8 protein-coding genes and 1 tRNA gene are annotated in these 14,287 nt (G+C 60.8%); 4 read left to right on the top strand and 5 right to left on the bottom strand.

Going from position 1 to position 14,287, the window contains the following annotated elements:
- The first annotated feature begins 6 nt into the window (after positions 1 to 6).
- Entirely contained in the window at positions 7 to 435 is a 429-nt protein-coding gene (locus J2129_RS10065; protein WP_209630737.1) for a hypothetical protein, read from the top strand.
- Positions 432 to 959, top strand: a complete 528-nt coding sequence (locus tag J2129_RS10070; RefSeq protein ID WP_209630738.1) for a hypothetical protein — start codon at positions 432 to 434, stop codon at positions 957 to 959. The genes J2129_RS10065 and J2129_RS10070 overlap by 4 nt, the downstream gene beginning before the upstream one ends.
- Before the next feature lie 740 nt (positions 960 to 1,699).
- On the opposite strand, the gene J2129_RS10075 is transcribed toward J2129_RS10070, so the two are convergent.
- A complete protein-coding gene (locus tag J2129_RS10075; protein WP_209631324.1) occupies positions 1,700 to 2,365 on the bottom strand; it encodes an NAD(P)/FAD-dependent oxidoreductase in 666 nt (221 codons plus the stop codon).
- 160 nt (positions 2,366 to 2,525) lie between these two features.
- Positions 2,526 to 2,599, bottom strand: a tRNA-Pro gene (locus J2129_RS10080).
- Positions 2,600 to 3,169: 570 nt separating this feature from the next.
- Here J2129_RS10080 and J2129_RS10085 point away from each other — a divergent pair.
- On the top strand, positions 3,170 to 3,700 hold the full coding sequence (locus tag J2129_RS10085; protein WP_209630739.1) for an NYN domain-containing protein: 531 nt from the start codon (positions 3,170 to 3,172) through the stop codon (positions 3,698 to 3,700).
- Positions 3,701 to 4,409: 709 nt separating this feature from the next.
- On the opposite strand, the gene J2129_RS10090 is transcribed toward J2129_RS10085, so the two are convergent.
- The gene (locus tag J2129_RS10090) at positions 4,410 to 8,276 is read right to left on the bottom strand and encodes a DNA-directed DNA polymerase II large subunit (protein ID WP_209630740.1); all 3,867 of its coding nucleotides are present in this window, start codon (positions 8,274 to 8,276) and stop codon (positions 4,410 to 4,412) included.
- A 266-nt stretch (positions 8,277 to 8,542) separates the two neighbouring features.
- Positions 8,543 to 9,652: a HEAT repeat domain-containing protein gene (locus J2129_RS10095; RefSeq protein WP_209630741.1), complete on the bottom strand. Its 1,110-nt coding sequence runs from the start codon at positions 9,650 to 9,652 to the stop codon at positions 8,543 to 8,545.
- Between the two features lie 1,508 nt (positions 9,653 to 11,160).
- On the opposite strand from J2129_RS10095, the gene J2129_RS10100 reads away from it, so the two are divergent.
- Entirely contained in the window at positions 11,161 to 12,639 is a 1,479-nt protein-coding gene (locus J2129_RS10100; RefSeq protein ID WP_209630742.1) for a sodium-dependent transporter, read from the top strand.
- Between the two features lie 130 nt (positions 12,640 to 12,769).
- Here J2129_RS10100 and J2129_RS10105 read toward each other — a convergent pair whose 3' ends face one another.
- The gene (locus J2129_RS10105; protein ID WP_209630743.1) at positions 12,770 to 13,408 is read right to left on the bottom strand and encodes a queuosine precursor transporter; all 639 of its coding nucleotides are present in this window, start codon (positions 13,406 to 13,408) and stop codon (positions 12,770 to 12,772) included.
- Positions 13,409 to 14,287 lie beyond the last annotated feature (879 nt).

A 14,287-nucleotide genomic window follows, 5' to 3' on the forward strand; every position in this document is an offset into this window, starting at 1 on the left:
CGGTCCATGGAGATCCTGAGCAGTGCGAAGAAGACGGCAAAGACCTTTTTCCAGGTCGTCCCGATGATCGCCGGGGTGCTCCTCCTGGTCAGTCTTCTCACCACCGCCGTCCCTGAAGAGGCCTATGGGGCGCTCTTCACCGGCCATCCCCTCCTCGACCCCCTCGTCGGAGCGGCGGCAGGGAGCGTGGCCGCGGGCAACCCGGTCACCAGTTATGTGATCGGCGGCGAACTCCTCAGGGTCGGCGTGAGCCTGACGGCGGTGACGGCCTTCATCGTCGCCTGGGTGAGCGTCGGGGTGGTCAGTCTCCCTGCTGAGATGGCGGTGATGGGCCGGCGGTTCGCCCTGGCCCGCACCATGATCAGTTTCCTCTGCGCCGTGGCGATGGCCCTGCTCGTCGTCTTCGTCCTCTCGGTGCTGGGAGGGGGGCCATGAAGCCAGCACAGAAAGGAGGGGGCTCGTCGTACCCCGTCCTCTTCCTCGGCGCCGTGCTCCTGGTCTATGCCATCGTCTTCGTCCTCGACCCGGACCTCGGCGCCCGTGCGCTCGCGAAGTTCATGGCCCTCGGGGTCCAGGTCCTCCCGGCGCTCGCCCTGGTCTTCCTCCTTCTCTTTGCCGTCGACCTCTCCCTCAAACCAGCACAGGTGGCGAGGGCGCTGGGGCGGGAGGCAGGAGTGCGGGGCTGGATGATCGCCACCGGTGTAGGGGTCGTCTCGACCGGCCCGGTCTATCTCTGGTTCCCGCTCCTTGCCGACCTGCGCAAACACGGGATGCGCCCGGCCCTCGCCGCTGCGTTTCTGTACTGCCGGTCGGTGAAACTGCCCCTGGTCCCGCTGATGATCTACTATTTTGGCTGGGCCTACACCATTGTCCTGACCCTCTTCATGTTCGGGTTCTCGGTCGTCGTCGGGCTTGCCACCGAGGGAATCGAGGAGTGGGGGGGAGAAAAAGAAGATTAGGGAGAGCCAGACGAGGGAAGGACAAACCGATCCGACGGGGGGCGCGGGCGGCGTGATTGATGTAGGCAGGGGGGATGATCGTCTATGTAGAAATGCTCTGGATGGGCATCTCTGCGAAGGGCTGGCCGCCCCCAAAACCCCCCACGGACCGAGGATAGGGAGGGACCATAGAACACGATCCCCACCGATTCTCCTGTCGTGAAAAAAAGCGATCACGCGACGGGAAATATTCAACCGCGTATGCTTGAGCCAGAGGTTCATGGGAAATTCTACAAAGCCAAAAAAAGGGCTCTGTAGAAACCCTCTGGGTCTCTCTCTGGCGGGGGGCATGCCGCCCCCCGAACCCCCTGCACCAGGATAGGTCGTGGACGGGGCAATCCCTCTTCAGGGAGTTCGAATATGCCTTCCCGGCTCAATCTTCATCCCGGGGGTCCGGGGGCAGAGCCCCCGGTGAGATGATGGGGAAGGAGGTTGAATCACGCTCGCATCAGGAATTGGTGGGGGTTTCTACAGGCCCCTCTTGATTGTTCTCTTCGGCGGGGGGGTTGCACCCCCGGACCCCCCGCCACGAGGATAAGCAGAGGACGGCAATCCCTCTTCATGGTCATTGATGGTACCTTCCCGGCCCTATCGTGGCCCTGGGGGCGCCGCGCCCCCGGCGGGAGGCTATGGGAAGGCGGATGACACGCATTCTTCCTACGAGAAGTGAGGGTTTCTAAAGGGCCAAAAAAAAAGAAAAATTACCCGAGGACGGCGTCTTTCACCGCCTCGATCCCGACACGCTCCACCATCCGGTGCGTCCGCTCGCCGGGTTTGCCATGGACCTGATAATATTCGAGCAACCGGCGCACCAGGTCGATGACCTCGTCGTGGTTGAGGTCTGTGGCGATGATGTCGCCGATCCGTGGGCGGCCGCCAGAGTTCCCGCCAAAGATCACGGTCCACCCCTTCGTCGACCCCAGAACCCCGATGTCGCGCACATAACTCTCGCCGCAACAGCGCGGGCACCCCGAGACCCCTACCTTCAGTTTGGCCGGGAGGTTGAGGTCGCTATAGACCTTCTCCACCTCGGTGCCCAGGCCCAGGGAGTCCTGGACGCCGTACTTGCAGACCGCAGTGCCGGGACAGGCCTGGACATAATGGAGACAGGGCGCCGTCGCCTCCCCAACAGTCATCCCGAGTTCTTCCCAGATCTTGTCGACCTCGTCCTTCTTGATCCCGACCAGGGCCATCCGCTGGCCAGAGGTGATCTTGAGGACCGGTACCTTGTAGCGCCGCGCCACCTTCACGATGTTCTCCAGGTCTTCAGGAGAGACCAGGCCGGCGGGTGTACGCGGCACGATCGCATAGGTCTCCAGGTCCCGCTGGAGGATCGCCCCCCGCGGTCCTTCCTCATCTATCGGCATCATCACATTTCCCCCCTTTCTGGACGGATAAAGAGAAACCGAGAGATATACCTTTCGGAGAGGAGAATGACAGAGGGGCCGTGCACAGGGATCACGCGGCGGGAAGGGCGGTGCCGAAACCTGCGGCTCCTCGCGGCTATAATTAGAAGAATAAGAAGAATGGGGTCGCTGAGATTCGAACTCAGGTTACAGCGTCCCGAACGCCATAGGATGGCCAGGCTACCCCACGACCCCAGGGTGCACTATAGGTTTGCAGTCAGGGTATTTGAGGGCTTCTAAAGTACACCCCGGTCAGGAGGTGGAGAGGGGGGGAGAGGGCGGGGTCGCGCCGCGGGGATCACGCGTCTGCAGGGGACACGCGATGCCCTGTCCAGAAGAGAAGGACGCCCCCATGCCCTGACAACCCCGGTCAGAACAATGTCAACCACACAGGCGCGAGTCCAGGGGCCATGTGATCACCTGAGAGAAGGGGGTCTCTGACCGTCCACCCCCCCCCTCCTTCTCTCGTCCACGTACCAGGGATCTGATCGCGATTTTTCCCTCCCTGGAGAGAGGGCGATCTGAGCGAGACTATTCCAGACCATCGCGGGGGCCTCTGTCCCATTCCGTTCTATGAACCATTTCACATACCCTTGATCCGCAAAAATACATTCTATTTATGGATTTAAATACAAATTTCCCTCGGCTTGTTCCGAGTTTCAGAAAGTTTATATCCAGAGACGGTGACAATTATACTATCATACTCGCTATCGTCCTCCCCCCCAGGACGATAGTTTATTCTTGTACCGATCCTTTTCATCCCCCATGACCGGGAGGGCAGCCGTATTCATCGACAACGGATACCTCTCCAAAGTTTCGCCAGAAGGCACCAAGATCGATTTTGAAAAATTTTCTGAGGAGGCCTGCGCCAGAAGAGCGCGGCTGCGCACGTATTTCTATGACTGCATGCCCTACCAGAGCGACCCGCCCACCGAGGAGGAGAAGCGGCGCTATGCCCAGTACTGCAAGTTCAGAGACATCATGGAAGGCCTGCCCAGGTTCCAGATGAGGTTTGGACGACTGCAGAAAGGGATCGGCGAGACTTATGAACAGAAGAGGGTGGACATCCTCCTCGCTGTCGACCTGGTCAGGCTCAGCTGGACCGGACAGATCGAGTATGCGTCAATTGTCACCGGGGACAGCGACTTTGTCCCGGCCGTCGAGACCGCAAAGGACGCCGGGGTGATCGTCACCCTCTACTACTCGAAAAAGGCGGCGCACAACGAACTCCTCTCGGCGGTGGACGAGCGGCGCGAGATGGACGAAGACTTCTTCGGAAGGATCCAGAGGGATTAGCGGCACGTCATGGGCCCGAGATCGCCGGTCTAATACCCTGAACAAGAAGAGGTTCTCGCCTCACGTGAAGAGAGCGTCGTGGGGTCCGCCCCACCAGAAAATAAAAAAATGCTTCTCTGCTCTCCCGCACCCGGGAAGACCACCTCACAAGAGAGTGACAACAATGTCTTCGTTTTTCTGTGGGGCGGCACCGATGATCGACGTCCCTTCCCACGCCCTCGCGCCAGGGGCCCTGCCCCCGGACCCCCAGGATGAAGAGAGGGCCGGGAAGGCAGGGGCGAGACCATGAAGAGGATAGTGGCGAGACCTACGTTCTTCACGCGAGGAGAGAGATCTCTCGTTCTATTGCATTGTGATGACGACATTTCGTTCTTGAATGGACACCAGGGGGTGTGGATCCGTGCTCCCCCGTTAGAGCAGGACACCACATGGGATCACCACTTCGTTGCCGCCCCCGCCTCTCCCCACCGTCGGGGATCCTGAGGTGGCGCCCCAGGCGCGTACGGTACGGGAAGGCATAAGAGCAGAAACAACTGAGAAAGGGACGCCGGTTGATCAACAGGGCAGATCCATCAGAGGATTTCATTACCCTCTTGCGCAGGGGAAAAACCCGGATCCCTCTCCTGATGGTGAGAGAGGCGGGACGGCGATGAAGCGATGTTCTCTCCTGCCGCCCTCTCGCACGCCAGGACGAAAGTCTCGCCCCCCCTCACATAAAGTCGGCAAGTCCCAGTTGTTTCTCCTTCTCCTCCCCGAAGGTCGAGAGGATCGCCATGTCCAGCACCTCGACCCGCTGCGTGGTGTACGCTGAGATGTCATACTTCTTGCAGAGATTCCGGCTCATCGTGAGATATTTCTTCACCGACGCCTCATGGACCGTCTGGAGGATCTTGCCCCCGCACCGCGTGCACTTGCCAGAGAGGGGCATGCGCCGATATTTCCGGCCGCACTTGGTGCACCGCACGGTCTGGGAAGCGAAGGCGCGAAGATTGCCCATCAGGTCGCGGATGAAATGAGTGTTCAAGACCCGCTCTGCCACATCGTCCTCGTCTACCGCTCTGATCATCTCGGCGAGTTCGAGTTCAGCCTCCATCTTCTCGAGCATCGTCCCGAGTTTGGTGTAGGTGGACTCCAGGGGTCCTGCAGAGAGATCGGCAGTGTCGTGAGTAAAACGAAAACCCTCGTACTGCGCCGGCGTGCCCAGACGGAGGTCGACATGGTCGATGACCTTCTCCAGGTCCTTGGGTGGTGCGAAGGCGAGGGCCGCCTCATAGAGCGCGAGCGGATAGTGGTCGACGACATCGACGTTGTGGCTCTCCTTGTCCACCTCTTTGGGGTCGAGGCGGGAGGTGAGCACGAGCGGGGCATCCATCGACCCGCCCCGCGTCTCGGGCAGGAACGTGCGCGAGAAGTTGATCAGCCCGTCGAGGAGGAGCATCACGCAGTCCTCGTCGCCGTCGCACTGCCCGCAGAAGATCCCGTTCGCCGCGAGCGTGTGGTCCTCGGCGACGGTCAGGCAGTAGACCGCCTCGTCGGGACACTGGAGATAGTCCACCCTGGTCACGGTGTCGGAGACGACGCCTCCGCCCTCCATCACCGGGACGCGGTCGCCGACCTTCACCTCCATTGCCATGATCTTCCTGAGATAGCAGAGGTCCCAGACCAGCATCGTGTGCTCGGGTGTCACCTCCAGGCTCCGGCCCCTGGCCGTCTCGAACCTGATGAGGTGATTGGGAGCGCGGTGGACCGAGACCGCGGTCACCCGACGGGGGCGGACATTGCCCTGCGAGTCGACGGCGAGGACGGTGGCACGGTGTTTTGGTTCTGACCAGTGGGTCCCGGCCTGGTCCAGGCCAGGACGGGAAAGGTCGAAGTTCTCCAGCACGAACTGACTCACCGGCACCTCGCGCCAGCGCCCCTCCTCCATCACCCTGATCAGGGTGTCGCCCTGGAAACAGTTCCGCCGTTTCGCCGCATGGAAAAAGGGGTGGGCATAGCCGACCTGGGCCTTCGTGAACCCGATGAGGCGGCAGAGTACCCCGGCACTCGTGTGCGGGGCAAGTCCCATGAGCATCTGCCCGATAAGGTCGGCAGGTTTTTCCGCGTTGTAAAACCGCGGGAGACCGTAGAAACGCTCCAGAAGATCGTCGACGAACTGGGAGACCTTCAGGAGCCACTCTCCGCAGAGTTCGGAGACCATGATGTCCTGGCACCGCAGTTCAAGCACCTGGTCTGGCCTGGTCAGTTCGACGCCATTGTAGTCGTGGGTGTAGCCGATCGCCCTGAGGCGCTCGACGCTCGCCCCCACCTCCTGCGGCCTGAAGTGAGTGACAGGAAGATCGATCATGTCATAGCGGACCGTGCCGTCCTTGAAGACGTACAGCCCATGGAGGGCGCGGAGGATCCCTTTTTCGAGCGGCTCCACCGTCCTCTCGGCCGATATCAAGCCTTTGACGCCCTTGACCAACTTCAAAGCGTTGTGGTTCATCTGGAGGGCCTTGAGGGCCTCGTCGTACTCCTCCTTGATCGGGAGGTCCACCTCCTGGAGACAGACCGTCGCTCCTTCGCAGGCCGGACAGATCCGCCCCTCGGTCTCGCGGTTGCATTTGGGGCACCGCCAGACCGGGTCAGTATGCCCGCCGCAGGAGGGACAGTGGTTCTTGAAGGTGACCTCGCCGCAGGAGGGACACCGGCGCTCGCCGAGTTCGGCATGGATCGTCCCACCGTCCCGGTTGCTCCTGGGGCGGTACGATCCTGCGGTCTGAACTGAACGCCGCGCCCCGCCCGCCTCGCCGACCGGGAAGAGCACGTGAGGCGCGGGTTTCATCTCACGGGGTTTGGACTTGCCTGGCCGGCCCATCCGTCCCCCGATCCTGGTCCCGCCCCGCGACCTGACCGTGAACCCTGAGAGGTGAGAGACGAGGGCAAGAGAGGGGGCGTCGGGAGCATCCTCCCAGACCGGCCGTTTCTCAAGAGTGAGAGTGAGCCCCAGGCAGGCCAGGAAGGCGAGGGGGGTCCTGAGCACCACCTCGCCGTCCTCGACCGTGCGTGGGATGAGGAGCACGTCCAGCACCTCCCTGAGTCCCGGGCTGTCCGAGATCCTGAGCGCACCGTCCTCGACCCGGCCATGGGCCGAGACCTCGTCGGCAAGCCACCTGATCTGGGCCGGGTCGAGGTCGTCCCAGCACCAGGTGTAGCCCGGGTGGAGGGGGGCGCCTTCCAGGGCAAACTCGATCGCCTCGATCTCGCACTCAGGGTGGCGGGGGCCGCCTTCAAGGAGCCACCACTCCTCGCAGTAAGTCGGCGGGATGAGGGGGTGGTTGTTCTCCAGGAACTCGCCATAACTGATCAAGATCTCCCCGATGTCCAGGATCTTCTCGATCTGCGGGATGATCTGCTTTGCTTCCTCGGCGTCGTCGACCCGCCGCACCTCCCCTGACTTCAGGCGGACGGTCGGGCCCTCGATGGTGTCGACCGGCACCACCCCGGCCGCCTTGCCGGGACGTTCGGTCTTCATCTGGGTGCCGACGGCCAGGTAGTCACCGAGGATGTGGAGGGAGGCGGGATTGAACCCTGCCGCGGCAAACCCGGTGTTCCTGGACCGGCCGTAGCGCAGCCGAAACCCTCCGGTGCGCATCGGATACGAGAAGACCGGACGGCCGCCGATGAGATCGCGGATATATTTGTCCTTCGGGTGGACACCGGGCTCTTCCTCTTCATCGTCGTCAGAACTCGAAGCCCCGTCGATGATCTGCTGGAGCCAGTCCCACCCCTCCATCTTCATCTTCTTGACGTTCTTCATCACCTTCGGGGCCTTGAGGGCCAACCCTTCGGCGACGACCAGGCACATCCCGCCCCGCACCGTGTTCGTCTCCACCCGTTCCAGGTTGCGGTAGCCTGAGACCTCCTCGCGTTCGGTCGGTTCCCCGTCGATACAGACCGGGCAGTTCTTGATGATCAGCCTGATCTCGTCGTCGCTTGGCATGTACTGCATCGACTGGATGCCGTTGTACTGCTTGAGCTCCTCGACATAGCGCTCCACCTCTTCGGTCCTGGGCTTGTAGCGGTCGATCCCGATCTGCTGGCGGACATAGTCCCCGACCAGGACCGAGAGGGCCTGGGCCGTCCCGCCGGCAGAACGGATCGGGCCGGCATAATAGATCTTGAGATATTCGGTGCCGTCGTCGTTCTTGCCAAACCCGATCTTCGCGATCCCCTCGGTCGGCGCCGCCACCACCCCTTCGGTGAGGAGCCCCACCGCCGTCCTGATCGCGTGGTCGGCGACCTCTTCACGGGTCTCTTCCCCGAACATCTTTGCGGCAAAGTCGTCGCCGATCTTGAGGGAGACCTCTTCACGGGACATCTGGGTTTCGAGTTCCCTGATCCGCGCGGCGACGCCTTTAATTCCAAGAAGGGCCTCGACCCGGTCGCCGAGGTCGTTGGCCAGCGGGATCTCGATCGTGGTGCGCGGGTCAAAGTCCTTGGCCCGCGCCTCCTCCGCCACCTTCAGGACTGTATTGAGGTTTTTCTCAAGCAGTTTGAAGTATTCAGCCATCGACGGGGAAACCGCTACCATGGAGATCAGGTCGTCGCCTGGGACAATAATGGTTGGTGCCCTCCCGGGCCGGACAAAATGTTCGGCTCAATAAAATCCGGCATGACGTGAGATCTCGCCTCACGCATACGCAATGAATATGACCGGGATCTCGGGATAGGGCATGGATATATGCTCCGCATCAGGAGCAGGAGAACGATGAAAAGCCCACTGCATTGCTGCCGCCCGCGCCCCCCCCGATGCATGTGAGAAGAGAAAGAGGAAATGGACAGGGAGCCGCGGGCCGATCAGATCACGCCGCGGTCACTCCCCCCCTCATTCTCCCGCCTCAGCCCGGCCGAGAGGGTCTGCCTCGCGGCGTCGCGGACGTCGGGGTCGGGATCGTCGAGGGCGGCGAAGAGGGCGGCGGTCCCAGCCTCGTCCCCTTCCTCTGCCAGGACCATGGCCGCCCCGATCCGCACCCAGGGATTTTCCCAGTCAAGGGCGGCATGGAGGGCCGGACGAGCGGCGGCCCCCATCTCCCTGAGAGTGTCCACCGCACCAAACCACCGGTCACGCATCTTCAACCCCTCGACCACCATGCCAGCGGCTTCAGACCCGGTCCCGGCAAGGGCGTCCACGGCCCCGGCTTTTACCCCGGGGTCGGGGTCGGCAAGGAGCGGGATCAGGGCGAAGACCGCTTCCTCGTTCCCGATCGCCCCGAGGCCCTCGGCGGCCTTCCATCTCACCTGGGGGTCGGGGTCGGCAAGGAGGGAACAGAGAGCAGGGACGCACGCAGGCGAGGCGATCCGACCGAGAGCGAGGGCGGCGGCCCATCTGACCTCAGGGTCGGGTGACGCGACTGCACTGGTGAGGACGGCGCAGGAAGGCCCCCCGATGACCGCAAGGGCCAGGGCCGCCCTTGTCCTGACATACCGGTCAGGATCGGCGAGGGCCGCACCCAGGGGGCCAACGGCCGCAGGGTCGCCGACCTCGCCGAGGGTCACGGCCGCCCCCCACCTGAGGTCGACGTCCCTTGAATCAAGGAGCCCGATCAGGACCGGGAGCGCCGGGGTGCCGATCGCCCCGAGGGCCTCAAGGGCCGCCCACCTCACGCCTGTCTCCTCGTCTGCAAGGACCTTTTCAAGGGGCCCGATCGCCGCCGGATCGCCGGATTCGCCAAGGGCCCTCGCCGCCAGGTAGCGGACGTCCGGATCGCGGCTCTGGAGGTCACGGAGGGGGTTCTTTCCTGACCGCCGCCCGAGGAGAAGAACGCCGGCGACGAGGAGCGCGGTCCCGGTGAGCAGAGCAAGGAGAAGAGACAGGGGAAAAGATGGCACTCCAGTCAGGACCAGCACGACCAGCACACCCATGAAAAGAAGCGCCGCGGCCACGATCGCCCTGCGCACCTCCGCCATCACGGGGAGATGCGGGCCGCAGGGTAAAAAATGATCCGGCCTCCCCGGGCAGAACCTGACTCTTTGAAGGGCGCGGGTCCTCTCCCCCTCGTTCGTGGAACATCCCTGGAGGAGGGGGCAATCTCCGATCAGCCGTGCGGCCGGGCAGGACGCACCCTCACCAGGATACGCATCGAGGTCATCCCAAAACTCACCTGAGTTCCCCCTCTGCCAGAGATAAAGAAAGATGATAGTATCAAACTCTCCTGTCTTCGTAGCGTGAACATCCATTCATCGCCTCCTTCTATCTTTTCGCCGGGGTCCTGCCACCTGACCTCTATCTTCGTCGCGGGGGTTTCGCAGGGTCTCCCCCCGGCGAAAGAAACCAGGAAAACATTCATTAGTCTCTATGTGGGGCAGCACGTCGGATCATCATGCCTTCCCATAGCCTCCCGCCGGGGGCGCTGCCCCCGGACCCCCGGGAGGAAGATAGGGGAGGGAAGGCACATGTGATGATCAGAAGAGGGGATGACCGTCCCCCCCTCTCTTCTGTAGGGGGACTGTGGGACAGCCAGCCACCCGCCGGAAGATCTGCGCTCTGAATTTCTGGAATGAAAGGTTTTGATCCAGACGAAGATTCATGTCCGGGATACTTTGGGGATATGCTCATCACCAAGAAGAGTACTACGGGCCCTCTGCATGAGCCCATTTCCGTGCATTCGCACCATATATCCGGTAAAATGTTCAAAATGTTCATCACAGCACTTTTTCCAAACATTCTTTGGGAAGACTACATTAGCCCCGAATGGCCGACTATAGATACAGAGCACCATGAACATTGCAGAGATCAGACCTGGACAGGCTGGCGAGGTACAGCGACGGCACTGGAAAGAGTCTCCTTCTCTCTCCAGGGGGGTGAACGCGTGAGGTGACCCCCGCCGAAGGGCAGAGGTAGTCTTCTGTCCAGACCACACAGGTTCCTTGTGCATTTCAGGGAAAGACCTCTACCATACCAATAGCATCCAGACTTCATTCAGGGAGGATGACGTCTGGAATATTACTCCATAAATCGCCAAATTTCATCATCCCTCACCCCCAGATTTCACGCACCTTGTCGGAATGAGAGGAGGGAGGACCGCATTTTTCCACGACCACCCCTGCCGGTCAGGTACATGCACGGCCTCTGGGCTCTGTACAATCAGGCACGACTCTGTGGCTCAGGCATACGCGATTGAACATGATCATGGGTCTCCTGATCGTGCACTGTACCGGCGTTCCCCCTTCAGGACACGACACCACATAGAGCATCATCACATGGCCGCCCCCATCATGATCGTCTATTCTATCTTCTCAGCTTCATCCTGGCCCCGGCGCGTATGATGGAGAATCGCGGAAAAATCACGTTCGCACCCAGAAAGGAGAGGATTTCTACAAAGCCGAAATTATAATAAAACACTGCTCGAACCAGAAGTATTCTACTTATATTCTATAATTATTTTACACTTCAGGTCAACGTTATCAGGATTATTGTGAATGAAAAGGCACTCTGGAGTTCGCGTCTTGCATTCATCCTCGCCGCCATCGGAGCGGCGATCGGGATCGGGAATGTCTGGCGCTTCCCGTACATGGCCTATTCGAATGGCGGTGGTGCCTTTCTCATTCCCTACACCGTCGCCCTTGTAACTGCCGGGATCCCGCTCCTGATCATGGAATTCGGGCTCGGGTATAAGGCGAAGGCCGGGGCCCCCCTCTCCTTTCGCACACTGCTCGGCGAACGCCGGGAGTGGATCGGGTGGATGGCGGTGCTGATCGGATTCCTGACGATGGCCTATTACTGCACCATCCTGGCATGGGCCGCGAACTACACTGTCTTCTCGACCACGCTTGCGTATGCAGGGGATACCGAGGCCTTCTTCTTCGGCGAATTCCTTGGTCTCTCAGAGAGCATCGGCTTTTTTGATACTATCAACTGGCTCATCGTCTCGGGGGCGGCCGTCGCCTGGCTCTGGGTCTATGTCGCCGTGATCAGGGGGGTCAGGTCGGTGGAGAAGATGGCCTATGTCACCGTCGTCCTGCCATGGCTCCTCATCCTCCTCTTTGTGGTGAGGGGGATCACCCTGCCGGGGGCGATGGACGGGATCGCCTACTATCTCACTCCCGACTTCTCGGTCCTCCTCGACCCCCAGGTCTGGCTTGCGGCGTACGGCCAGATCTTTTTCACCCTCTCGCTCGGATGGGGTGTGATGATCGCGTATGCAAGTTACCTGCCTGAAAAAAGCGATATCGGGAAGAATGCGGTGATCATCGCCCTCGCCAACAGTGTCACCTCCATCGTCGCCGGGCTTGCGGTCTTCTCCACCCTCGGATATATGGCGCACCAGGCAGGGGTGCCGGTCACTGAGGTGGTGCGGGGTGGGATCGAACTGGCATTTGTCACCTATCCGGCGGCGATCCAGATGTTGCCCTTCGGCGCCCCGATCTTTGGGGTGCTCTTCTTCTTCATGCTCCTCGCGCTCGGGATCGCCTCGGCCTTTGCGACGATCGAAGCGGTGAACCGCGCCGTCATCGACCAGACCGGCCTCCCGCGCCGCCTTGTCGTCCCTGCGGTATGTATCTCCGGCTTCCTCCTCGGGCTCTTTTTTACCACCAGTTCAGGATACCAGTGGCTGGATATCGCCGACCATTACCTCTCCTTCTTCGCTCTCGTCCTGGTCGGAGCCCTGGAGGCGGTGGCGGTCGGCCATCTCTATGGCGCCGACCTGATGCGCCGGTTCATCAATGCGCACTCCGAGATCGTCATCGGGCGCTGGTGGGACCTCTGTATCAGGTACGTCGCCCCGGCCCTCCTCTTTGCGGCCCTCGGCTTCAGCATTTTGCAGGGACTTGCCGAGCCATATGGGGGGTATCCTCTCTGGGCCAATGCCTGTGGCTGGGCCCTGGTCCTCTTTATCCCGCTCGGTGCGGTGGCGATCGCACGAGGGGTGCAGAAGAAGGATCGATGGGGATGAGTTCTTATATGTGAATCCAGGGTTCATGCTCGATTTTACACCGCTGTTTACCACGAAAAACATGTCATGCGGTATGCTTGAGGCGTGTTTTCCCGTCATCTCTGACTCTCTTGAACTGATGTATTTTATTTCAAGGAGTGGATCCGGTCACGTCTTCTCCTCTCATCCACCGCACCCCGAGATAACAGAACGGGGTGTCCACGGCCGCCACCACGACCTTCACCAGCCAGTACGGGATGGTGATGGAGACGACAAAGCCGAGGGTGTACTCGGGCGCCGCCCCGTAGAAGGCGATGAACATGAAGGCGAAGGAGTCGATGAACTGGCTGCCCATCGTCGAGAGGTTGTTCCTGAGCCAGAGGTGTTTGCCGTGCGTCTTCTCCTTCCAGAAATGGAAGGCCCAGATGTCGTGGGTCTGGCTGGCGGCAAAGCAGATGATGCTTGCGATGAGGATCCGCGTCGACATCCCGAAGATATCGGTGTATGCCTCATTGTACGGGAACCGGTCGGCCGGTGGGAGGGCCACAGAGAGGGCCGTGAGGAGGAGGACGAAGATGAGGGAGGCCACGCCGGCGAGGACGAGGTCGGTGGTCTTCTTCTTCCCGAAGACTTCGGCGACGATATCGGTGACCAGGAAGGTGACCGGGTACGAGAAGATCGCCACTGAGACGACGATCCCGCCGATGACGGCGACTTTGTTCCCGACGAGATTGGCGGCGACGAGTGCTGCGATGTACAGCCCTGCGAGGAGGGCGAATTTCCGTTCCATTGACCACGCCATGATATCAGGACCTGCTGAAGAGAGAATGTTGGTCCTGGAGTGACAAAGAGGTGACCCGGACGGGCGAGATATTCTTGACTGATGGGTTCTGTAGAATCGGGCATGAACCTCTGGCTCAAGCATACGGGATGAAAATATTTCGTCGCTTGATTGCTCTTTTTCAAGAGAGGAGAATCGGTGGGGATCGTGTTCCATCGCCGCCCCTCGGGTATCTTCGTCGTGGGGGTCCGGGGGGTTTCCCCCTGGTGCGAGATGGTGGGAAAGATTCTGCAATTAAGGGCGGCACATCTGATCGTCACGCCTTCCCACATCCTTGCGCCGGGGGCCCCGCCCCCGGATCCCCGGGATTGCGATTGGGTCAGGGAGGCAGAGGCCTGATCATTCGGAAGATGTATCCAAAATCTTCGTATCGGTCCAGAAGGTGTTTGGAGGTCTCAAACCATTACGGAAATCCGGAAAGGCGATCTTCTGGATCATTTTCATGGTAATCAGGGATGAACATGGGGTTCAAGGATATGGGATGAAAATTTCATAGTGCAGGTCTCCGGCATGTGAGATGGTCCTTGATCCTTCTCCTCGTGATAGGGGAAAGGCCATATATCTCTTGACCTGCCGCCCCTCGGCCATCTTCGTCTGTGGGGGTTCGGGGGCACGGCCCCCGGCGCGAGACGGCAGGGAAGTTTCTGCAATAGAGGGCGGCTTCTGATCTCGTGTCTTTCTTTCTCTTTCTGATCGCACGCCTTCCTCCATAAATCGCGCCGGGGGTTGCGACCCCCGGACCCCCACGTCAGGATTGGGATGGGAAGGCAGAAGGCCTGATGATCTTCAGGATCATTTTCATGGTAAACCATTCTCTTTTCATCGCTT

Origin of the sequence: Methanofollis sp. W23 (genome assembly GCF_017875325.1) — an archaeon.
Taxonomy (GTDB): Archaea; Halobacteriota; Methanomicrobia; order Methanomicrobiales; family Methanofollaceae; genus Methanofollis.

What these genes read in the sequence shown, in the direction of transcription:
- J2129_RS10090 (WP_209630740.1), bottom strand. Translation starts at nt 8,276, where the DNA reads ATGGTAGCGGTTTCCCCGTCGATGGCTGAATACTTCAAACTGCTTGAG.
- J2129_RS10070 (WP_209630738.1), top strand. Translation starts at nt 432, where the DNA reads ATGAAGCCAGCACAGAAAGGAGGGGGCTCGTCGTACCCCGTCCTCTTC.
- J2129_RS10075 (WP_209631324.1), bottom strand. Translation starts at nt 2,365, where the DNA reads ATGCCGATAGATGAGGAAGGACCGCGGGGGGCGATCCTCCAGCGGGAC.
- J2129_RS10105 (WP_209630743.1), bottom strand. Translation starts at nt 13,408, where the DNA reads ATGGAACGGAAATTCGCCCTCCTCGCAGGGCTGTACATCGCAGCACTC.
- J2129_RS10085 (WP_209630739.1), top strand. Translation starts at nt 3,170, where the DNA reads ATGACCGGGAGGGCAGCCGTATTCATCGACAACGGATACCTCTCCAAA.
- J2129_RS10095 (WP_209630741.1), bottom strand. Translation starts at nt 9,652, where the DNA reads ATGGCGGAGGTGCGCAGGGCGATCGTGGCCGCGGCGCTTCTTTTCATG.
- J2129_RS10065 (WP_209630737.1), top strand. Translation starts at nt 7, where the DNA reads ATGGAGATCCTGAGCAGTGCGAAGAAGACGGCAAAGACCTTTTTCCAG.